The organism is Citrobacter sp. RHB21-C05, from assembly GCF_013889015.1.
Taxonomy (GTDB): Bacteria; Pseudomonadota; Gammaproteobacteria; order Enterobacterales; family Enterobacteriaceae; genus Citrobacter_A; species Citrobacter_A sedlakii.
Genome location: NZ_CP057611.1, coordinates 903950 through 924870, shown reverse-complemented (window position 1 = coordinate 924870; position 20921 = coordinate 903950). Strand labels below are relative to the sequence as shown.

The following is a 20921-nucleotide window of genomic DNA, read 5'->3' as shown; positions in this document are numbered from 1 at the left end:
AATGTCGAAGAAATACATCATTGGAATTGATGGTGGAAGTCAGAGTACCAAAGTTGTGATGTACGATCTGAATGGCAATATTGTTTGTGAAGGTAAAGGGCAACTGCAACCTATGCACACGCCGGATGCTGATACCGCAGAACATCCTGACGACGATTTATGGACCTCTTTATGCTTTGCCGGCAGAGAATTAATGAGCCAGTTCGCGGGAGATAAAAAGGACATTGTCGGCATTGGGCTTGGCTCCATTCGCTGCTGTCGCGCTTTGCTTAAAGCCGACGGCACCCCGGCCGCTCCGCTGATAAGCTGGCAGGATGCGCGCGTTACGCGTCCCTATGAGCACAACAACCCCGATGTGACCTACGTTACGTCATTTTCAGGTTATCTGTCTCATCGCTTAACCGGCGAGTTTAAAGACAACATCGCCAATTATTTTGGCCAGTGGCCGGTGGATTATAAGACCTGGACATGGAGTGACGATGAAGAGGTTATCAGGAAATTCAATATCCCACGCAATATGCTGTTTGATGTTCAGATGCCCGGCACCGTGCTCGGTCATCTGACCCGCGAGGCTGCACTGGCTACCCATTTCCCAGTTGGATTACCCGTCGTCTGCACCACCAGCGATAAACCGGTAGAGGCGCTGGGCGCGGGATTACTGGACGACGAAACCGCAGTGATTTCTCTGGGCACTTATATCGCCCTGATGATGAACGGTAAAACGCTGCCTGTAGAACCGCGCGCTTACTGGCCGATTATGTCTTCTGTTCCTGAAACCTTACTGTATGAAGGCTATGGTATCCGTAAAGGCATGTGGACGGTCAGTTGGTTGCGCGATATGTTGGGTGAATCGTTGATTGCGGAGGCAAAAGCGCAGGATCTTTCCCCCGAGGATTTGTTAAATAAAAAAGCCGCCTGCGTTCCACCTGGCTGCAACGGCCTGATGACCGTTCTGGACTGGCTCACCAATCCCTGGGAACCCTTCAAGCGCGGCATAATGATTGGTTTTGATTCCAGTATGGACTACGCCTGGATCTATCGCTCCATTCTGGAGAGCGTTGCCCTGACCCTGAAAAATAACTACGACGAGATGTGTAATGAAATGGGCCGCTTTGCCAGACATCTCATCATTACGGGGGGCGGTTCAAACAGCGATCTGTTTATGCAAATCTTTGCCGATGTGTTCAACCTGCCAACGAGGCGGAATGTGATAAACGGTTGCGCCAGTCTTGGGGCCGCTATCAATACAGCGGTAGGGCTTGGATTATATCCGGACTATGAGACGGCGACAGAAAAAATGGTGCGGGTAAAAGATGTCTTCATGCCGACAGAGAGCCACGCCAGGCGCTATGATGCATTGAATAAAGGGATCTTCCGCGATTTAACCAGCCATACCGATGTGATTCTGAAAAAATCGTATGAAGTGCTGCATGGCAGTCTGGATAACGTCGACTCGATTCAAAGCTGGTCTAACGCATAACGTACCCGCTACACCGTCAGATCCGGCATGGCGGCCCCGCCCTGTGCCGGATAGCGGCGCGAAGCGCCTTATCCGGCCTGCACTGTGACGTCTGACGCGGTTGTCAGGCAATGTTCAAATATTTATGCGTTTGCATCGACAACCGCCAGTTGCGGGCGATACAGGTTTCAATGCACAGTCGGGTCGCATCGTCTTTCTGGCTGATGGGTTGGAGTGCGATAACGCGCTGCTTTTCGTCCGTCAGCGTCGCCAACAGTTCGTCCAGCGCTTCAATGTCACGCACACGTCCCACAGGATGTTTGATTTCATCAGCACGCTCAAGCGCTTGCGACAGCACGTCGTAACCGCCACGCATATTCACTTTTGGTGAGACCGTGACCCATGTTGAGTGAGAACAGCGCACTTCATGAGTGCCGCTGGTTTCTATCTGGCAACTAAAGCCATTCTTTTCGAGCAGTTCGGTTAGCGGCATCAGATCGTGAATGCAGGGTTCCCCTCCTGTGATCACCACATGGCGAGCCGTCCAGCCCTGTCGACCAATGATGGCAAGCAGATCTTCTGCACTGCCTGCCCCCCATTTATCGCTCTCTTTAGTTTTCGCCAGAATGCTGAACAGCGACACTTCCCGATCCGCGAGCTTATCCCATGTATGTTTGGTATCACACCAGGCGCAGCCAACCGGGCATCCCTGTAAGCGAATAAAAATAGCGGGAACGCCGGTAAAATAACCCTCGCCTTGCAGGGTCTGGAACATCTCGTTAATCGGGTACTGCATAGTCATCTCTGTAAGGGGAATAAACGTTAAGTATCGCAGATGTTGCCCTTAAGGTCATGTGCGAGAGCTGCTTTACCGCAGGCATAAAAAAACCCGCCGAAGCGGGTTTTTTAGAAGAACGAAAGTTCAGGATTACGCCTGGCCTTTGATCTCTTTACGACCGTTGTACGGTGCTTTTTCGCCCAGCGCTTCTTCGATACGGATCAGCTGGTTGTATTTAGCAACGCGGTCAGAACGGCTCATGGAACCGGTTTTGATCTGGCCAGCAGCGGTACCTACAGCCAGGTCAGCGATGGTCGCATCTTCAGTTTCGCCAGAACGGTGAGAGATAACGGCAGTGTAGCCCGCGTCTTTCGCCATCTTGATTGCAGCCAGGGTTTCGGTCAGAGAACCGATCTGGTTGAATTTGATCAGGATGGAGTTAGCGATGCCTTTCTCGATACCTTCTTTCAGGATCTTGGTGTTAGTCACGAACAGGTCGTCGCCCACCAGCTGAATTTTGTCGCCCAGGACTTTAGTCTGGTATGCGAAACCGTCCCAGTCAGACTCGTCCAGACCGTCTTCGATAGAGACGATCGGGTACTGCTTGGTCAGTTCTTCCAGGAAGTGAGTGAATTCTTCAGAGGTGAACGCTTTGTTGCCTTCGCCAGCCAGAACGTATTTACCGTCTTTGTAGAATTCAGACGCTGCGCAGTCCATCGCCAGAGTGATGTCTTTGCCCAGCTCGTAGCCAGCCGCTTTTACCGCTTCAGCGATAACAGCCAGTGCTTCGGCGTTAGAACCCAGGTTCGGCGCGTAACCCCCTTCGTCACCCACCGCAGTGTTCATGCCTTTGCCTTTCAGCACTTTTGCCAGGTGATGGAAAACTTCAGAACCCATGCGGATGGCTTCTTTAACGGTTTTCGCGCCAACCGGCTGAATCATGAATTCCTGGATGTCGACGTTGTTGTCAGCGTGCTCGCCACCGTTGATGATGTTCATCATCGGAACCGGCATGGAGTATTTGCCCGGAGTACCGTTCAGTTCAGCGATGTGCTCGTACAGCGGCATGCCTTTAGAGGCTGCAGCGGCTTTGGCGTTAGCCAGAGATACCGCCAGGATTGCGTTCGCACCGAAGTTGGATTTGTTTTCAGTACCGTCCAGATCGATCATGATCTTGTCGATACCAGCCTGATCTTTGGCGTCTTTGCCAAGGATAGCCTGAGCGATCGGACCGTTAACCGCGCCAACTGCTTTGGTTACGCCTTTACCCAGGAAACGGGATTTGTCGCCATCGCGCAGTTCCAGCGCTTCGCGGGAACCCGTAGAGGCACCTGACGGGGCAGCTGCCATACCGACGAAACCACCTTCCAGGTGTACTTCGGCTTCAACAGTCGGGTTACCACGGGAGTCGATGATTTCACGACCGATGACTTTAACGATTTTGGACATTAGGTTTTCCTCGAGTCACTAGTTAACTAAAACTCCAGACAAACAACGCGTACCTTTGGTACGCGTTGCCGTTCTAACTTGTTTACTTCTTACTTCGCCTGACGCTTCTGATACTCGCTGGCGGCCTTCACGAAGCCTGCAAACAGCGGATGCCCGTCACGCGGCGTTGAAGTAAATTCCGGGTGGAACTGGCAGGCAACGAACCACGGATGGTTAGGCACCTCGATGATCTCGACTAACTGATCGTCCCCGGAGCGGCCCGCAACGCGCAGACCCGCAGCTTCAATTTGTTTCAACAACATGTTGTTGACTTCATAGCGGTGACGATGGCGCTCGGTGATGACTGGCTGGCCGTACAGCTGGCGAACCACGCTATCGTCGGACAACTGGCAAGCCTGTGCGCCAAGACGCATAGTACCACCCAGATCGCTTTTCTCGGTACGGACCTCGACGTTACCGTCTTCGTCGCGCCATTCCGTAATCAGCGCCACGACAGGGTACTTACAGTCTGGCACAAATTCCGTAGAGTTCGCGTTTTCCATTCCCGCTACGTTGCGCGCAAATTCGATCAGCGCAACCTGCATACCCAGGCAAATGCCGAGGTAAGGAATATTGTTCTCACGCGCATAGCGTGCAGTGGCGATCTTGCCTTCAACACCACGGTAGCCGAAGCCGCCAGGGATGAGAATAGCGTCCAGATCTTTCAGAATTTCGACGCCGCGCGTTTCAACATCCTGCGAATCAATCAGCTTGATGTTGACGGAGACGCGATTCTTCAGACCACCGTGTTTCAGCGCTTCGATAACCGACTTATAGGCGTCCGGCAGTTCAATGTATTTGCCGACCATACCGATAGTCACTTCGCCGCCCGGATTGGCTTCTTCATAAATTACCTGTTCCCATTCAGACAGGTTAGCTTCCGGACAGTTCAAGCTGAATCGTTTACAAATATAATCGTCCAGACCCTGAGATTTCAACAGGCCCGGAATTTTATAAATGGAATCGACATCTTTCATTGAAATAACGGCTTTTTCAGGCACGTTACAGAACAATGCAATTTTCGCACGTTCGTTTGCCGGAATCGCGCGATCGGAACGGCAAACCAGGATGTCTGGCTGAATTCCAATGGAAAGCAGCTCTTTAACGGAGTGCTGTGTCGGTTTGGTTTTTACTTCACCAGCCGCCGCCATGTAAGGCACCAGCGTCAGGTGCATGAACAGCGCATGTTCACGACCAATATCGACCGCCAGCTGACGAATCGCTTCGAGGAAAGGCAGGGATTCGATATCCCCTACGGTACCGCCGATTTCAACCAGCACAACGTCATGCCCTTCGCCACCGGCAAGGACGCGTTCTTTAATGGCGTTGGTGATGTGTGGGATAACCTGCACGGTTGCGCCCAGATAGTCACCACGGCGCTCTTTACGCAGAACATCAGAGTAGATACGGCCAGTCGTAAAGTTGTTACGACGGGTCATTTTGGTACGGATGAAACGCTCGTAGTGGCCAAGATCCAGATCGGTTTCAGCGCCGTCTTCAGTAACGAACACTTCCCCGTGTTGGGTTGGGCTCATGGTGCCAGGATCGACGTTGATGTACGGATCCAGTTTCATCATGGTCACATTGAGGCCACGGGCTTCAAGAATGGCTGCGAGGGAGGCTGCGGCAATGCCTTTACCCAGAGAGGATACGACCCCGCCGGTCACAAAAATATAGTTCGTTGTCATGCTGAACCTGAGAAGTTAGGGTGAAACGATGGAATAACCAGGACGGGAAAGTAGTATACCCGAACACAGCGAGCGCCACAAACTTTCATTCTCCGTCTCCTTCCCAGGCCAGGACTATCATAAGGAGTGAGAAAATAGCCCCTTTTGGGTAAATGTTTTTGACGCAAATCAAGCGCTTGTCATTTAAAAAACCGTACAAATAGCGCTTGTTCGCAAAATTCCGTTAGAGATCAGTTTCCTGGCGTTTTACTTCCTGCCACACGTCTTCCATGGTTTCCAGATCGACTCCTGTCATTTCCAGGCCGCGCGCCGCAACAATCCGTTCGACTTCGCGAAAACGACGCTCAAATTTCTCGTTGGCTTTTTGCAGGGCAATCTCGGCTTTGGTCCCCAAATGACGCGCCATATTGACGGTGGCAAACAGCAGATCCCCCATTTCTTCCTCGAGTTTAGCCTGGTCAACCACCGCCTGTCGGGCTTCATACATCACCTCGTCGATTTCTTCATACACTTTATCGACGACCGGCCCGAGCGTGGTCCAGTCAAACCCGACGTTTGAACAACGCTTCTGGATTTTCTGCGCCCGCATCAGCGCGGGTAAGCTGCGCGGGATATCATCCAGCGCGGAATGCTGCGCTTTTTGCGCCCGTTCTTCGGTTTTGATCTGCTCCCAGCGAGTCAGGACTTCCGTACTGTTGCTGGCGGAAACGTCCGCAAAAACGTGCGGGTGACGGCGTTCGAGTTTGTCGCTGATGGCAGCGCAAATATCATTGAAATCAAAGCGCCCTTCTTCCTGCGCCATTTGCGCGTAAAACACCACCTGAAACAGCAGATCGCCCAATTCGCCGCGCAGATCGTCAAAGTCTTCGCGCGCAATCGCGTCAAGGACTTCATAGGTTTCTTCCAGCGTATAGGGCGCAATGGTGGCAAAAGTCTGTTCTTTGTCCCACGGGCAGCCGTTTTCCGGGTCGCGCAGGCGCTGCATGATGTTAAGCAGGCGATCAATTTGTGTCATGGGTATGTCCTGAACCTCCAGGCCCGTCAAGCCAAACGCTGTCGGGCAAAAAAAAAGCCGGATGGCGGCGTACCGCGCGATCCGGCCTGTATTATCGTTAATTGCCGTGCAGACGACGCGCGTCAATCACATCCGGCACCTGGTTGAGCTTGCTGAGAACGCGACCCAGCACCTGCAGGTTGTAGATTTCGATGGTCATATCGATGGTCGCCAGTTGCTGCTTCGTGTCGCTGCGGCTGGCGACGCCCAGCACGTTGACCTTTTCGTTCGCCAGAATGGTGGTGATATCACGCAATAACCCGCTGCGGTCGTTAGCCTGAACGCGCACCACCAGCGAGTAACCGGCCGAATAGCTTTCGCCCCACACCGCATCCACAATCCGCTCCGGCGCATGCGAGCGCAGTTCCACCAGTTGTTCGCAGTCGGCGCGGTGAACGGAAATCCCGCGCCCCTGAGTGATGAATCCGACGATCTCATCGCCCGGAATCGGCTGGCAGCAACGCGCGATGTGGTGCATCAGGTTGCCAACCCCTTCCACCACAACCCGACCGTCGTCTTTCCGGCGATTCTGCGGCGCGTAAGTTTTCTGCTGAAGCTGTTTCAGCGCGGCGGCATCTTCTTCAGCCGCGCTCGGTTTGTTGAACTGCGACTGCAGGAAGTTGACCATCTGGTTAAGGCGGATATCGCCGCCGCCGATCGCCGCCAGCAGTTCCTCCAGCTCGTTAAAGTTGTAGCGCGGCAGCAGCAGTTTTTCAGCCTCTTTCAGGCTGATCCCCAGATGCGACAGCTCATCGTCAAGGATCTGGCGACCGGCAAGGATATTCTTGTCGCGATCCTGCTTGCGGAACCAGGCGTGGATTTTTGAGCGTCCGCGGCTGGTGGTGACATAGCCCAGGTTCGGGTTAAGCCAGTCGCGGCTGGGGTTCGGCTGCTTCTGGGTGATGATTTCGATCTGATCGCCCATCTGCAACTGATAGGTAAACGGCACGATACGCCCGCCAATTTTCGCCCCGATGCAACGATGCCCCACGTCACTGTGAATGTGATAGGCGAAGTCAAGCGGCGTGGAGCCCGCAGGTAAGTCGACCACATCGCCTTTTGGCGTAAACACATACACCCGGTCGTCAAAAACCTGGCTGCGCACTTCATCGAGCATTTCGCCCGAATCCGCCATCTCTTCCTGCCAGGCGATCAGCTTACGCAGCCAGGCGATGCGATCCTCATGACCCGAACGCGCGCCGCCTGCCGCCGCCCCTTCTTTATACTTCCAGTGCGCGGCGACGCCCAGCTCGGCATCTTCGTGCATCTGTTTGGTGCGGATTTGAATCTCAACGGTTTTACCGCCCGGCCCCAGCACCACGGTATGAATAGACTGATAACCGTTTGGTTTTGGGTTAGCGACGTAGTCGTCAAACTCATCCGGCAAATGACGATAGTGGGTGTGCACAATGCCCAGCGCGGCGTAGCAGTCCTGCAAACGCTCGGCGACGATACGCACGGCGCGTACGTCAAACAGCTCGTCAAACGCCAGATCTTTTTTCTGCATCTTGCGCCAGATGCTGTAGATATGTTTCGGACGTCCGTAAACTTCCGCCTTCACGCCTTCGGTTTTCATTTCGGCGCGCAGATGGCCAACGAACTCTTCAATATAGTGTTCGCGATCGATACGACGCTCATGCAGCAGTTTGGCGATACGCTTGTATTCCGCCGGATGCAGATAGCGGAAGCAGTAATCTTCCAGCTCCCATTTCAACTGACCAATACCCAGACGGTTGGCCAGCGGAGCGTAAATGTTCGTGCACTCTTTCGCCGCCAGCACGCGCTCATCTTCCGGCGCGTCTTTCACCTCACGCAGATGGGCAATACGTTCGGCAAGCTTAATGACCACACAGCGGAAATCGTCCACCATCGCCAGTAGCATACGGCGAACATTATCGACCTGCTCGGACGAAACGGAGTCGGTGTGCGTGGCTTTAAGCTGGCGAATCGCCGCCATGTCACGCACGCCATGGATCAGGTTGACGATCGATTTGCCCACGCTTTCGCGCAGAACGTCTTCGCTGACCACGTTGGCGTCGGCTAACGGGAACAGCAGCGCCGCCCGCAGCGTGTCGATATCCATACTCAGCGTCGAAAGGATTTCCACCATCTCGACGCCGCGCCACAGCAGCAGTTCCGCGTCCGGATGCCCCTGTGTCTGTTGCAGGCAATACGCCCAGGTTTCGGCTAAGCGTTCACACGACTGCTGGCTGGCGATCCCAAGACTTTCGATCCATTTTTTCGGATCAAATTCCCCAGCTTTATTTAGATGTGCACTTCTTACCGCAACCATTGTCCTCTCCTTAAGGGACCGGGCCTGCCGAATTCAGCAAGCCGGAAGTTATTACTTGCGCTCAAACAGAACCATTGATTCCAGGTGCCCAGTGTGCGGGAACATGTCGAGCATTGCCAGCCGCTGAATTTGGTATCCCGCACGTAATAATTCGTCACTGTCCCGCGCCAGCGTGGCAGGGTTACAGGATACATAAACAATGCGGTCAGGCTGTAATTTTACAAGATGCTGCATCACGCCCGCCGCCCCGGCGCGCGCAGGGTCCAGCAGGACCTTGTCGAAGCCGTTTTTCGCCCACGGCTGTTGGGTAACATCCTCTTCCAGATTGGCATGAAAGAATGTCACATTCTGTAATGCATTTTGCCGCGCGTTTTCACGCCCTTTCTCAACCAGCGCGGGTACGCCTTCGACGCCCACTACGCTCGCCGCCAGCGTCGCGAGCGGCAACGTGAAGTTGCCCATGCCGCAAAAAAGGTCAAGCACGCGATCGTCCGGCTGTACGTCAAGCCACGCCAGCGCCCGGGCGACCATCTGCTGATTCACCCCTTCGTTGACCTGGATAAAGTCGCGGGGACTAAAGTTTAAGCGTAGCCCGTTTGACTCGTACCAGGGCGTTTGCCCCGAAACGGACGCCAGTATCTCGCTAGCGGGCGCCAGATAAAGCGCCAGTTTCTGTGAATGCGAAAAGCGTTCCAGTTTTTCCCGGTCATGGGCGCTTAATGGCGCCGTATGGCGCAAGATCATCAGCGTGCCGCTGCCCGCCTGCACCAGTTCGACGTGCCCCAGATGGCGTTTTCCCTGTAATGTCTCCAGACATGCCCTGAGGTCAGGCAACAGCGCCTCAAGCTGGGGCGCCAGAACAGGGCACCGGGTGACGTCAACAATGTCGCTGGACGCCGACTGGCGAAAGCCCATCTGCAGTTGCTGGGTTTTCGGCGGGTAATGGAGGCTTAAGCGCGCGCGACGGCGATAACCCCACGGCTCCCCGGCGATGACCTCCGCCACCTCATTTTTCATCAGGCGCGCTAACGCGGCGCATTTGCTGCGCTGTTGCAGGGCAACGCTGGCGTGCTGCTGCTGGCAGCCGCCGCAAACGCCAAAATGGGGGCAGCGCGGCGCGACGCGCTCAGGGCTTTCATTTAACCGGCGCTTCACTTGCGCTCTGGCGTACTGTTTTTTATCTTCAGTAATGACCACCTCCGCACTTTCCTGCGGCAGTAATCCTGGGATAAACAGCGCCTTTCCGTTATGCCGCGCCACGCCCTGACCAAAGGCATCCAGGTCAGTGACTGTAACGGTTATGATCTGGCGCGTCGTCACGCGCCGTTTTGCAGAGTAGAATTGCGCCATCGACGAGATTATTCTCAAATTAACAGTGTGACCCTAATTGTCCCATAACGGAACTCCATGACCAACTACAGCCTGCGCGCTCGCATGATGATTCTGATCCTGGCGCCGACCGTACTGATCGGTTTATTGCTAAGTATCTTCTTTGTCGTTCATCGCTATCACGACCTGCAGCGTCAACTGGAAGATGCCGGCGCGAGCATTATTGAGCCGCTCGCCGTCTCCACTGAATATGGTATGAATCTGCAAAACCGCGAATCTATCGGCCAGTTGATTAGCGTTCTGCATCGCCGCCATTCAGAGATCGTGCGGGCGATTTCGGTCTACGACGAGAATAACCGCCTGTTCGTCACATCGAACTTTAATCTTAATCCGTCGGAGCTCCAGCTTCCGCCGGGTCTGCCGTTTCCACGCAGGTTGAGCGTGGAACGCCATGGCGACATTTTAATCCTGCGAACGCCGATCGTGTCGGAAAGCTATTCACCGGACGAGTCTGCGTTAACCGACGCGAAAAATGCGCATAATATGCTGGGATATGTGGCGCTTGAGCTGGATCTCAAGTCTGTTCGCCTGCAGCAGTATAAAGAAATTTTCATCTCCACGGTGATGATGCTGTTCTGCATCGGCATCGCGCTCATTTTTGGCTGGCGCCTGATGCGCGACGTAACCGGGCCTATTCGTAACATGGTCAACACGGTGGATCGCATTCGTCGCGGGCAACTCGACAGCCGGGTTGAAGGTTTCATGCTGGGTGAACTGGATATGCTGAAAAACGGCATTAACTCCATGGCGATGTCGCTTGCCGCCTATCACGAAGAGATGCAGCACAACATCGACCAAGCAACCTCCGATCTGCGTGAAACGCTTGAACAGATGGAGATCCAGAACGTTGAGCTGGATCTGGCGAAGAAGCGCGCCCAGGAAGCCGCCCGCATCAAGTCCGAGTTTCTGGCCAATATGTCCCATGAGCTACGCACGCCGCTTAACGGTGTCATCGGCTTTACTCGCCTGACGCTGAAAACAGAGCTGAACACCACCCAGCGTGACCACCTGAACACCATTGAGCGTTCGGCAAATAATCTGCTGGCGATCATTAACGACGTGCTGGACTTTTCCAAGCTGGAAGCGGGCAAACTGATTCTGGAAAGCATTCCCTTCGCCCTGCGCAATACGCTGGATGAAGTGGTGACGTTGCTGGCGCACTCGTCCCACGATAAAGGCCTTGAGCTGACGCTTAACATTAAAAATGACGTTCCGGACAACGTCATCGGCGACCCGCTGCGCTTACAGCAGGTGATTACCAACCTGGTCGGCAACGCGATCAAATTTACCGAAAGCGGCAACATCGATATTCTGGTCGAGAAACGCGCGATCAGTAATACCAAAGTCCAGATAGAGGTCCAGATTCGTGATACCGGTATCGGTATTCCTGAACGCGACCAGTCACGCCTGTTCCAGGCCTTCCGTCAGGCCGATGCCAGTATCTCCCGTCGCCATGGCGGTACTGGGCTGGGGCTGGTGATTACACAGAAGCTGGTCAATGAAATGGGGGGAGATATCTCCTTCCATAGCCAGCCGAACCGGGGCTCGACGTTCTGGTTCCATATCAACCTGGATTTGAATCCGAACGTGGTCAGCGATGGTCCGGCCACTGGCTGCCTGACCGGGAAGCGCATCGCTTACGTTGAGCCAAACGCCGCCGCCGCGCAATGCACTTTAGATATCCTCGCGGAAACGCCGCTGGAGGTGATTTACAGTCCTTCATTCTCCGCGCTGGCGGTAGAGCATTACGACTACATGCTGCTGGGCGTCGCCGTGACCTTCAACGAACCGCTGACCATGCAGCATGAACGCCTGATTCAGGCGACGGAAATGACCGACTTCCTGATGCTGGCGCTGCCTTGTCACGCGCAGGTTAACGCGGAAAAACTTAAGCAAGACGGCGTGGCGAGTTGTCTGTTAAAACCGCTGACCTCAACGCGCCTGCTGCCCGCGCTGGTGGAGTTGTGCCGCCAGAATCACCATCATGACGCCCTGCCATCCGACGAAAACAAGATCGCCATGACGGTAATGGCGGTAGATGATAACCCCGCTAACCTGAAACTGATCGGCGCCTTACTGGACGATCTGGTGCAGCACGTTGAGCTTTGCGACAGCGGCCAACAGGCGGTGGATCGCGCCAGACAGATGCAGTTCGACTTGATCCTGATGGATATTCAGATGCCGGATATGGACGGCATTCGCGCCTGTGAGTTGATCCACCAGCTTCCTCACCAACAGCAAACGCCGGTGATTGCCGTGACCGCACATGCAATGGCGGGTCAGAAGGAGAAGCTGCTGAGCGCCGGTATGAATGATTATCTGGCGAAGCCGATTGAAGAAGAAAAGCTGCATAACCTGCTGCTGCGCTACAAACCGGGCACCGGCGTCACCACGCGGATGCTGACGGCTGAGCCGCCCGAGCCGGTTTTTAATCCAAACGCGACGCTCGACTGGCAATTGGCGCTGCGCCAGGCGGCAGGAAAACCGGATCTGGCGCGCGATATGCTGCAAATGCTGATCGATTTCCTGCCGGAAGTGCGTAACTGCATCGAAGAACAACTGGTCGGCGAAAACCCGGATGGGTTAGTCGATTTAATTCATAAGCTGCACGGCAGCTGTGGCTACAGCGGGGTTCCACGGATGAAAAATCTCTGTCAGCTGCTGGAAGGCCAGTTACGTAACGGTACGCCCGAAAGCGAACTGGAACCTGAATTCCTCGAACTGCTCGACGAGATGGACAACGTGGCGCGCGAAGCGAAGAAGATACTGGGGTGACTGTCTATTGACGGAAGTAATGTAAGCGGCTTACCGGGCCTGCGGACAGGATAATTGCAGGCCTGATAAGCGTTGCGCCATTGGGGAAATTAGCCTGAAAGCCGCCCAATCTTGATCGTTGCAGCCACATTTCGCGCCGTCATCCGCACGTTGTCTTCCGCATTTTTCAGGGCGTCGTCCAGAGTACAGATGCAGTAAATGACGCTGAACACCGCATCCAGCCCATGTTCGTGCACCACGCCAACGTCCGCGGTCAGGCTGCCGGCAATCGCGATCACTGGTTTGTTATAGCGTTTTGCCACGTTCGCCACGCCAACCGGCACCTTACCGTGAATGGTCTGGCTGTCGATGCGCCCTTCGCCGGTAATCACCAGATCGGCGTCGGCGACGCAGGCATCGAGATGCAGCGCGTCGGTCACAATCTCAATGCCGCGCCGCAGCTGCGCGCCGCAGAATGCATACAGCGCCGCGCCCATTCCCCCTGCCGCGCCGCCGCCCGCAAGCGTAGAGACATCCACATCCAGATCGCGGGCGATGAGTTGAGCATAATGTTCCAGCGCCCGATCCAGGCGCACAATCATCTCCGGCGTCGCCCCTTTTTGCGGCCCGAACACCGCTGAAGCGCCCTGCTTACCGGTCAACGGATTGGTGACGTCGCACGCTACCTCAATGCGACATCCGGCCAGACGCGGGTCTAACTGGCTAATATCAATGCGGTCGAGGGTTTCCAGCGCCGCGCCGCCCTGGGCGATGTCGGCATGCCGGGCGTCGAGCAGTTTTGCCCCTAACGCCTGAACCATACCCGCGCCGCCGTCGTTGGTCGCGCTGCCGCCAAGCCCGATAATGATATGTTCCACGCCCGCGTCCAGAGCATGTCGAATAAGCTCTCCGGTACCCCAGGAGGTGGTTTTTAACGGATCGCGCCGATGGGGAGGAACCTGCTCCAGCCCGCTGGCCGCCGCCATTTCAATAAAGGCGGAGCGCGCATCGCCGGATAATCCATAAAAAGCCTGCGTCGGCTCGCCCAGAGGCCCCATGACCTCAACGTCAACAATGCGTCCCGCCGTCGCCGCAACCATGGCTTCAACCGTTCCTTCACCGCCATCAGCGACCGGCAGCTTGACGTAATCCGCATCGGGCCAGATCTCGCGAAACCCCTGTTCAATGGCGCTCGCCACCTCAAGAGCACTCAAACTTTCCTTATATGAGTCCGGTGCGATCACTATTTTCATAAATCGTCCTTACGCATGTTGACTCTGTTAAGCATATACCCGTCATACTTCAAATAAAAAAATGGCCGGTCCGAAAGGGGACCGGCACAGGTCTTAACGCACCATGCAAGGACGCTTGTTATCAAAGGTCCAGTTCGGAATCAGATACTGCATGCCCATCGCGTCGTCACGCGCGCCTAAGCCGTGTTTCTGATACAGCTCATGCGCCTTCATCACCTGATCCATGTCGATCTCAACGCCCAGTCCCGGTTTCGCCGGAACCTGAACCATACCGCCTTTGATCTCGAACGGTTCTTTGGTCAGACGCTGGTTGCCTTCCTGCCAGATCCAGTGAGTGTCGATAGCGGTGATCTTGCCCGGCGCGGCGGCCGCGACATGGGTAAACATCGCCAGTGAAATATCGAAATGGTTATTAGAGTGCGAGCCCCAGGTCAGACCAAACTCGTGGCACATCTGCGCCACGCGCACAGAACCTTGCATCGTCCAGAAGTGCGGATCCGCCAGCGGAATATCCACGGATTGCAACGACAGAGTATGGCCCATCTGACGCCAGTCGGTTGCGATCATATTGGTCGCCGTCGGCAAGCCGGTAGCGCGACGGAACTCCGCCATCACTTCGCGTCCGGAGAAGCCCTGCTCAGCGCCGCATGGATCTTCCGCATAGGCCAGCGTGCCTTTCAGGTACTTACCAATTTTAATCGCCTCATTCAGCGACCATGCGCCGTTCGGGTCGAGCGTCACCCGCGCCTGCGGGAAGCGTTTCGCCAGCGCCACGATGGACTCGGCTTCTTCTTCTCCGGCCAGCACGCCGCCTTTCAGTTTGAAGTCATTGAAACCATATTTTTCATACGCGGCTTCCGCCAGGCGCACCACCGCATCCGGGGTCATCGCTTCTTCATGGCGCAAGCGATACCAGTCGCATTGCTCATCCGGCTGGCTCTGGTACGGCAGCGGCGTCGCTTTACGGTTACCGACGAAGAACAGATAACCGAGCATTTCCACTTCGCTACGTTGCTGTCCGTCGCCGAGCAGTGACGCCACGTTAACGCCAAGATGCTGACCCAACAGGTCAAGCAGCGCCGCTTCGATACCGGTCACCACGTGAATGGTGGTACGCAGGTCGAAGGTCTGCAAGCCACGACCACCCGCGTCGCGATCGGCAAATTCATTCCGCACCGCGGTTAACACATTTTTGTATTCGCCCAGCGTTTTCCCCACCACCAGCGGGATCGCATCTTCCAGTGTCTTACGGATCTTTTCGCCGCCAGGAATTTCACCAACGCCGGTGTGGCCAGAGTTATCTTTGATAATGACGATGTTACGCGTGAAAAACGGAGCGTGCGCGCCGCTCAGGTTCATCAGCATGCTGTCGTGACCGGCAACCGGTATCACCTGCATGGCGGTAACAACGGGAGTGGTAAATTGTGCGCTCATAATCTTGTCCTTTTCAAAATCAGTGACGACCGAAAACGGGGCGTTTGCGGTCAAAAGTCCAGCCGGGGATCAGATACTGCATCGGGCCTGCGTCATTGCGCGCGCCGCCGGGCAGCTTTTTGTACGCTTCATGCGCCTTATGCACCTGATCCCAGTCCAGCTCAACGCCCAGCCCGGGCGCGTCCGGAACGGCAATTTTGCCGTTTTTGATCTCCAGAGGATGTCGGGTCAGGCGGCAATCACCCTCCTGCCAAATCCAGTGGGTATCAATGGCGGTCGGTTTGCCTGGCGCGGCCGCGCCAACGTGAGTAAACATCGCCAGAGAGATATCAAAGTGACTGTTGGAATGGCAGCCCCAGGTCAGGCCCCAGTCGTCACACAGTTGCGCCACGCGTACCGCGCCGGAAAGCGTCCAGAAATGCGGATCGGCGAGCGGAATATCAACGGCGTTGAGCATCACCGCGTGGCCCATCTCGCGCCAGTTGGTCGCGATCATGTTGGTTGCGACCGGCAGCCCGGTCGCCCGACGGAATTCCGCCATCACTTCGCGACCAGAGAAGCCCTGTTCCGCGCCGCAGGGATCTTCCGCGTAGGTCAGCACATCGTTCAGCCCTTTGCATAACGCAATGGCTTCATCCAACCGCCAGGCGCCGTTCGGATCAACGGTGATACGCGCATCCGGAAAACGTGTTTTCAGCGCACGGGCAGTTTCAATCTCCTGCTCGCCCGGCAGAACGCCGCCCTTGAGTTTAAAATCTTTAAAGCCGTAGCGATCCTGCGAGGCTTCCGCCAGACGCACGACCGCGTCGCAGGTCAATGCTTCCTGATGGCGCAGATGATACCAGTCGTGATTCCCCGGGGTGTTTTCCAGATAGGGCAGATCGGTTTTTGTACGATCGCCGATATAGAACAGGTAACCCAGCACCGTCACCGCATCGCGCTGCTTGCCAGGCCCTAACAGCTCACAGACAGGCACATTCAGCGCTTTGCCCAGCAGGTCGAGCAACGCCGCTTCCAGCGCGGCGACCGCGTTAACGCGCAGTTCAAACGTCCACGCCCCTTTGCCGAAGGTGTCAAAGTCTGCAGCCTGGTTGCCTTTATGCACCCGCTGAACCACTTTATTCAGCCGGGCCACCTCCTGACCGAGCACCATCGGAATGGCATCGACCAGCGTTTGATAAATCACGTCTCCGCCCGGCGCCTCGCCAACGCCGGTATTCCCGGCGTTGTCGGTGAGCACCACGATATTTCGGGTGAAGTACGCGTTATGCGCGCCGCCGATGTTCAGCAGCATACTGTCATGTCCGGCCACCGGAATGACCTTCATGTCGGTGATAACAGGACTCGATTGCGTTGTCATGATCATTGCCCCGCAACAGGTTTCAGTTCGACACGTTTAATATCACCCACCAGCACCAGGTAGCTCAGCACCGCGACCAACGCATGGATCCCCACGTAGATCAGCGCGCCGTTGAAGGAGCCGGTCGTGCCGACAATGTAGCCGATGGCGATAGGCGTCACGATACCGGAGATGTTGCCGAACATGTTGAACAAACCGCCGCTCAGACCGCTGATCTCTTTCGGCGCGGTGTCCGCCATTACCGCCCAGCCCAGCGCGCCAATCCCTTTACCGAAGAACGCCAGCGCCATAAAGCCGATGATCATCCACTCGACGTTAACGTAGTTACAGAACACCATCACCATCGACAGCAGCATCCCCATCACAATCGGCGTTTTACGGGCGATATTTAGCGAGCCGGTACGGCGCATCAGCCAGTCGGAGATAATGCCGCCCAGTACGCCGCCAACAAAGCCGCAGATGGCGGGAACCGAGGCCACAAAACCCGCTTTCAGTATCGACATGCCCCGCGCCTGCACCAGATAAACCGGGAACCAGGTGATAAAGAAGTACGTCAACGCATTGATGCAGTACTGGCCGATATAAACCCCGATCATCATGCGTGAGCCCAGCAGTTGCTTGATCTGTCCCCATTTCACGCTGAACGGCACTTTAGCTTTGTTGCTCTTCTGATCCATGTTGATCAGCGCGCCGCCCTCTGCAATGTACTCAAGCTCTTTCTGGTTGACGCCCGGATGCTGGTTCGGCTCGTGGATCACCTTCAACCAAATGAAGCTGATGACGATACCCAGTCCGCCCATGAAGAAGAACACGTGCGACCAGCCTACTTCGTGGGTCAGCCAGCCCATGATGGGGGCGAAAATAACGGTGGCAAAGTATTGCGCGGAGTTAAAAATCGCCACCGCGGTTCCCCTTTCCTGCGCCGGGAACCACGCTGCGACGATACGGCTATTGCCCGGGAAAGAGGGCGCTTCCGCCAGACCGACCAGGAAACGTAGCGTAAACAGCGCGACGATAATGCCGAAGCCGCTAAAGATATCGACGAAGCCCTGCAGGAGGGTAAACATCGACCAGATAAAGATGGACCAGAAGTAGACGCGTTTGGAACCAAAGCGGTCGAGCAGCCAGCCACCCGGAATTTGACCGATAACGTAGGCCCATGAGAACGCAGAGAAAACGTAACCCATACCGACCGGATCGAGGCCAATGTCTTTGGCCATCTCGGAACCAGCGATAGAAAGCGTCGCGCGGTCGCCGTAGTTGAAGGATGTGACGATAAACAGCATCACCACTATCCAGTAGCGGGCGTTAGTGCGTTTTTCCGCACTGCTCGCAGCCTGACTTAATGAACTCATTGTTGCACTCCTGAATTTTGCGTTAGTCACGCTCACTCTGAACTGCACAGCCGGTAGGGAATCAGAGGTGACGTTTCATACATGGCAGCTTTTTGTAGGTCGTTCGCCTTGCGTACTGCTTTTTTATAACTGGCAGGAGAAGTATAAAAAGCGCCAGGAGGTTGCTCACCGTGCAACAACACAACATTTCAGGGGGATAACGCGTCGGTTTGTGGCAAAAGCCCAGGGTAATGGAAGCGACTTCACGGAAATGAAAAGCAGTCAGGGAATTCGCCCGGCAGGAGAGGCAGAAAAGGCAGGAGTGTGAATCAGGTCGCTTGACCCTATGAAAACGTCAATAAAAACCCTTTCGTCTGAAAGGATTTTAGGCATTTGCCCGATGCTAACACGATTCAGTTTTGACTAAACTGATTTCAGGTTGTCCCCCTTGCTTACTGGCGCAAGCGGGAGTCCCTCCCGGTAGGGGGAGGGTTTACTCTCACGATAAAAGCGTTCCCCACTGTTCCACCCAGGGATTCGATTCGCTTTCGGGTTCCGGATGTTCGCTGGCATCAATCAACAGCATCTCGCCGACGCGCTGCGCGCGCTGTTCCTGCAGCAGGGCATCAAATTGTTTGCCGCCGTTACAGAAATTCACGTAACTGCTGTCGCCCAGCGCGATAACGCCGTAGCGCAAATTGGGCTGAAACCCCAGATTATCCTTTATGCCCTGAAACAGCGGCACGATGCTGTCAGGTAAATCTCCCTGCCCCGTTGTGGAGGTCACCACCAGTGCGACGTTATCCTGATAGTTCTGCCAGTCGCTCAGTTCAGGATCTTCATAAACGGTCGCCTCATGTCCCTGCGCCGTGAGGATCGCTTCGGCTTCTTCGGCAACCAACAGCGAGTTTCCGTACATCGTCCCGACAAAAATGCCTATTTTCGCCATGCTTACTGACTCCCTGAGTTACGAATTTACGCCTTCATCCTGACCTGCCGACGCGCTTAACTCAACCCTTTCATTGTCGGGGAGACATCCTCGCCAGCCAAAATGCGCCAGCGCCTGCATCCAGACCGCATCCAGCCCGGCGCGAATCGTCAGCGGCTCGCCGGTAAAGGGATGAGTCAGAGAAAGCGCGCTGGCGTGCAGCATGAGACGATGGCAGCCGAAATGTTCCGCTGCGCTGCGGTTTTGCCGCAGATCGCCATGCTTGCTGTCGCCGATAATCGGATGACGCAAATGCGCAAGGTGACGCCTGAGCTGATGCTTGCGGCCGGTTTTTGGCTCTAACGCCACCAGACCGTAACGCGTCGTTGGATACCGCCCGGTTGCCACCGGCATTTCTACGGTCGCCAGACCACGATAATGGGTCACCGCTGGCTGCGGCTCTTTATCCTCGCGGGCAAATTTATCGGCGATTTTGTCTCGTTCTTCTACCAGCGGATAGTCGAGCACCGCGTCGTCCATCAGCCAGCCGCGTACAATCGCGTGGTAGCGCTTTTGGATCTGATGCTGCTCAAACTGCTGCGCCAGCCGCCGTCCGGCTTCGCTGGATAACCCCATCAGCAGGACGCCGGAGGTGGGCCTGTCGAGACGGTGGGCGGTAAAAACGTGCTGACCAATCTGATCGCGCACGGTCTGCATCACCACCACTTTTTCATCGCGATCGAGCCAGCTGCGGTGCACCAGCCAACCGGAGGGTTTATTGACCGCCACCAGCCATTCGTCCTGATACAGAATCTCCAGCATCAGGATTTATCTTGCGCAAACAGCGCATCCAGCGCCTGCAGCGCGGCGATCAGAACCTCACGCTGCGGATGATCGGCGCTCAGCGCCACTTCGTAGTACGGCGCGACGGCAAAAGCCTCAGGCAATGGCTGGGCGCTGTCCAGCAGGGCCTGCATCCGGGGGATCAACACCCATTGCAGCCACTCGAGCGGCTCCATGGTATCCATGCAAAAAGGCTGCGTACTGGTAAACAGGTGGGCTTCGGGTTCATCCATCCGCCAGTGTTGATGCTCGCGCAGCAGCGCTTCCAGTGCGTGAAGCTGCTGACGCACACGGTCATGAGTCGTCATGAAGTCACCTCAGTAAAGAAAAATGTGGCGCGAAGAATACCACCAGTAAAAAAAGAAATAAAAAAAGGGAGCACTGTAAAAACAGTGCTCCCGGTTCGTTTCGCAGCATTCCAGCTACTTTTAGTGCTCCCTGCTCATCCTTGACAACTTTTCCAGCGGTCTTGCGACCCGTTGTTCATCCTGAACGTGCGCATCCTGCTCACACCACCCCGATGTGAAAACTTCATCCTGAAGTGTCCTGGCCTTCCTGACCCACCGACCATCCTGACCGGCTCTCATTCTCCTTCCTGGAGGTGTCCTTTAACGCCTTCCTGCGTTTTCCACTTTGCTTCGTCCTGAAGCCTTTCCTTGCAACACCGTCCTGGTGTGTCCTGCCAAAGCGCCATCATCCTGATGTTCGCTTTGTTGTGCGACTCCCTGTCGACGTACATAGAATCGCCTTTTTTACGCCGTCTTACAAGGGACTTACAGGCAATGCCTTAAGGAAAATTTCATATGAAAGTTGACACGAATTAGTTAACCATCTGATTTATTAGGATATTGATAATTCTTATGCCC

The 20921-nt window shown here is 55.4% G+C and carries 15 protein-coding genes; 2 read left to right on the top strand and 13 right to left on the bottom strand.

What is annotated here, in order from left to right; all coding sequences use genetic code 11:
• Position 1 precedes the first annotated feature (1 nt).
• Positions 2 to 1480 carry an FGGY-family carbohydrate kinase gene (locus tag HVX72_RS04365; RefSeq protein ID WP_181822612.1) on the top strand — a complete coding sequence of 493 codons (1479 nt, stop codon included), beginning with the start codon at positions 2 to 4 and terminating at the stop codon, positions 1478 to 1480.
• 103 nt (positions 1481 to 1583) lie between these two features.
• Here the strand turns inward: HVX72_RS04365 and queE are convergent, their stop codons facing one another.
• The 6 genes from queE to rlmD all read right to left on the bottom strand — a co-directional run bounded on the left by queE (position 1584) and on the right by rlmD (position 10110).
• Complete coding sequence (queE, locus tag HVX72_RS04360) at positions 1584 to 2255, bottom strand: 7-carboxy-7-deazaguanine synthase QueE (protein WP_042288797.1); 672 nt, start codon at positions 2253 to 2255, stop codon at positions 1584 to 1586.
• Between the two features lie 132 nt (positions 2256 to 2387).
• A complete protein-coding gene (gene eno, locus HVX72_RS04355; RefSeq protein WP_042288799.1) occupies positions 2388 to 3686 on the bottom strand; it encodes a phosphopyruvate hydratase in 1299 nt (432 codons plus the stop codon).
• A gap of 89 nt (positions 3687 to 3775) precedes the next feature.
• A complete protein-coding gene (gene pyrG / locus HVX72_RS04350) occupies positions 3776 to 5413 on the bottom strand; it encodes a CTP synthase (glutamine hydrolyzing) (RefSeq protein ID WP_042288801.1) in 1638 nt (545 codons plus the stop codon).
• Positions 5414 to 5636: 223 nt separating this feature from the next.
• Positions 5637 to 6428 carry a nucleoside triphosphate pyrophosphohydrolase gene (mazG, locus tag HVX72_RS04345; protein WP_042288804.1) on the bottom strand — a complete coding sequence of 264 codons (792 nt, stop codon included), beginning with the start codon at positions 6426 to 6428 and terminating at the stop codon, positions 5637 to 5639.
• Between the two features lie 97 nt (positions 6429 to 6525).
• A complete protein-coding gene (relA, locus tag HVX72_RS04340; protein ID WP_181822611.1) occupies positions 6526 to 8760 on the bottom strand; it encodes a GTP diphosphokinase in 2235 nt (744 codons plus the stop codon).
• 51 nt (positions 8761 to 8811) lie between these two features.
• On the bottom strand, positions 8812 to 10110 hold the full coding sequence (gene rlmD, locus HVX72_RS04335) for a 23S rRNA (uracil(1939)-C(5))-methyltransferase RlmD (RefSeq protein ID WP_181822610.1): 1299 nt from the start codon (positions 10108 to 10110) through the stop codon (positions 8812 to 8814).
• A 57-nt stretch (positions 10111 to 10167) separates the two neighbouring features.
• Between rlmD and barA the strand changes: the two genes are divergently transcribed.
• Positions 10168 to 12924, top strand: a complete 2757-nt coding sequence (gene barA / locus HVX72_RS04330) for a two-component sensor histidine kinase BarA (RefSeq protein ID WP_181822609.1) — start codon at positions 10168 to 10170, stop codon at positions 12922 to 12924.
• 89 nt (positions 12925 to 13013) lie between these two features.
• Here the strand turns inward: barA and HVX72_RS04325 are convergent, their stop codons facing one another.
• The 7 genes from HVX72_RS04325 to HVX72_RS04295 form a co-directional block, all read right to left on the bottom strand.
• On the bottom strand, positions 13014 to 14156 hold the full coding sequence (locus tag HVX72_RS04325; RefSeq protein ID WP_042288811.1) for a glycerate kinase: 1143 nt from the start codon (positions 14154 to 14156) through the stop codon (positions 13014 to 13016).
• Positions 14157 to 14249: 93 nt separating this feature from the next.
• Positions 14250 to 15590, bottom strand: a complete 1341-nt coding sequence (gene gudD / locus HVX72_RS04320) for a glucarate dehydratase (protein ID WP_042288813.1) — start codon at positions 15588 to 15590, stop codon at positions 14250 to 14252.
• A gap of 19 nt (positions 15591 to 15609) precedes the next feature.
• On the bottom strand, positions 15610 to 16950 hold the full coding sequence (locus HVX72_RS04315; RefSeq protein ID WP_181822608.1) for an enolase C-terminal domain-like protein: 1341 nt from the start codon (positions 16948 to 16950) through the stop codon (positions 15610 to 15612).
• Between the two features lie 2 nt (positions 16951 to 16952).
• Positions 16953 to 18305 carry a galactarate/glucarate/glycerate transporter GudP gene (gene gudP, locus HVX72_RS04310; protein WP_042288816.1) on the bottom strand — a complete coding sequence of 451 codons (1353 nt, stop codon included), beginning with the start codon at positions 18303 to 18305 and terminating at the stop codon, positions 16953 to 16955.
• A gap of 478 nt (positions 18306 to 18783) precedes the next feature.
• Positions 18784 to 19233, bottom strand: coding sequence for a flavodoxin (locus HVX72_RS04305; protein WP_042288819.1), 450 nt, complete (start codon positions 19231 to 19233; stop codon positions 18784 to 18786).
• Positions 19234 to 19251: 18 nt separating this feature from the next.
• Entirely contained in the window at positions 19252 to 20034 is a 783-nt protein-coding gene (gene truC, locus HVX72_RS04300; RefSeq protein WP_042288822.1) for a tRNA pseudouridine(65) synthase TruC, read from the bottom strand.
• The gene (locus HVX72_RS04295) at positions 20034 to 20363 is read right to left on the bottom strand and encodes a YqcC family protein (RefSeq protein WP_181822607.1); all 330 of its coding nucleotides are present in this window, start codon (positions 20361 to 20363) and stop codon (positions 20034 to 20036) included. The genes truC and HVX72_RS04295 overlap by 1 nt, the downstream gene beginning before the upstream one ends.
• Between the last annotated feature and the right edge of the window lie 558 nt (positions 20364 to 20921).

Excerpts from the sequence above, each read along its gene's own strand:
- HVX72_RS04365 (WP_181822612.1), top strand. The coding sequence starts at position 2 with ATGTCGAAGAAATACATCATTGGAATTGATGGTGGAAGTCAGAGTACC.
- queE (WP_042288797.1), bottom strand. The coding sequence starts at position 2,255 with ATGCAGTACCCGATTAACGAGATGTTCCAGACCCTGCAAGGCGAGGGT.
- eno (WP_042288799.1), bottom strand. The coding sequence starts at position 3,686 with ATGTCCAAAATCGTTAAAGTCATCGGTCGTGAAATCATCGACTCCCGT.
- pyrG (WP_042288801.1), bottom strand. The coding sequence starts at position 5,413 with ATGACAACGAACTATATTTTTGTGACCGGCGGGGTCGTATCCTCTCTG.
- mazG (WP_042288804.1), bottom strand. The coding sequence starts at position 6,428 with ATGACACAAATTGATCGCCTGCTTAACATCATGCAGCGCCTGCGCGAC.
- relA (WP_181822611.1), bottom strand. The coding sequence starts at position 8,760 with ATGGTTGCGGTAAGAAGTGCACATCTAAATAAAGCTGGGGAATTTGAT.
- rlmD (WP_181822610.1), bottom strand. The coding sequence starts at position 10,110 with ATGGCGCAATTCTACTCTGCAAAACGGCGCGTGACGACGCGCCAGATC.
- barA (WP_181822609.1), top strand. The coding sequence starts at position 10,168 with ATGACCAACTACAGCCTGCGCGCTCGCATGATGATTCTGATCCTGGCG.
- HVX72_RS04325 (WP_042288811.1), bottom strand. The coding sequence starts at position 14,156 with ATGAAAATAGTGATCGCACCGGACTCATATAAGGAAAGTTTGAGTGCT.
- gudD (WP_042288813.1), bottom strand. The coding sequence starts at position 15,590 with ATGAGCGCACAATTTACCACTCCCGTTGTTACCGCCATGCAGGTGATA.
- HVX72_RS04315 (WP_181822608.1), bottom strand. The coding sequence starts at position 16,950 with ATGACAACGCAATCGAGTCCTGTTATCACCGACATGAAGGTCATTCCG.
- gudP (WP_042288816.1), bottom strand. The coding sequence starts at position 18,305 with ATGAGTTCATTAAGTCAGGCTGCGAGCAGTGCGGAAAAACGCACTAAC.
- HVX72_RS04305 (WP_042288819.1), bottom strand. The coding sequence starts at position 19,233 with ATGGCGAAAATAGGCATTTTTGTCGGGACGATGTACGGAAACTCGCTG.
- truC (WP_042288822.1), bottom strand. The coding sequence starts at position 20,034 with ATGCTGGAGATTCTGTATCAGGACGAATGGCTGGTGGCGGTCAATAAA.
- HVX72_RS04295 (WP_181822607.1), bottom strand. The coding sequence starts at position 20,363 with ATGACGACTCATGACCGTGTGCGTCAGCAGCTTCACGCACTGGAAGCG.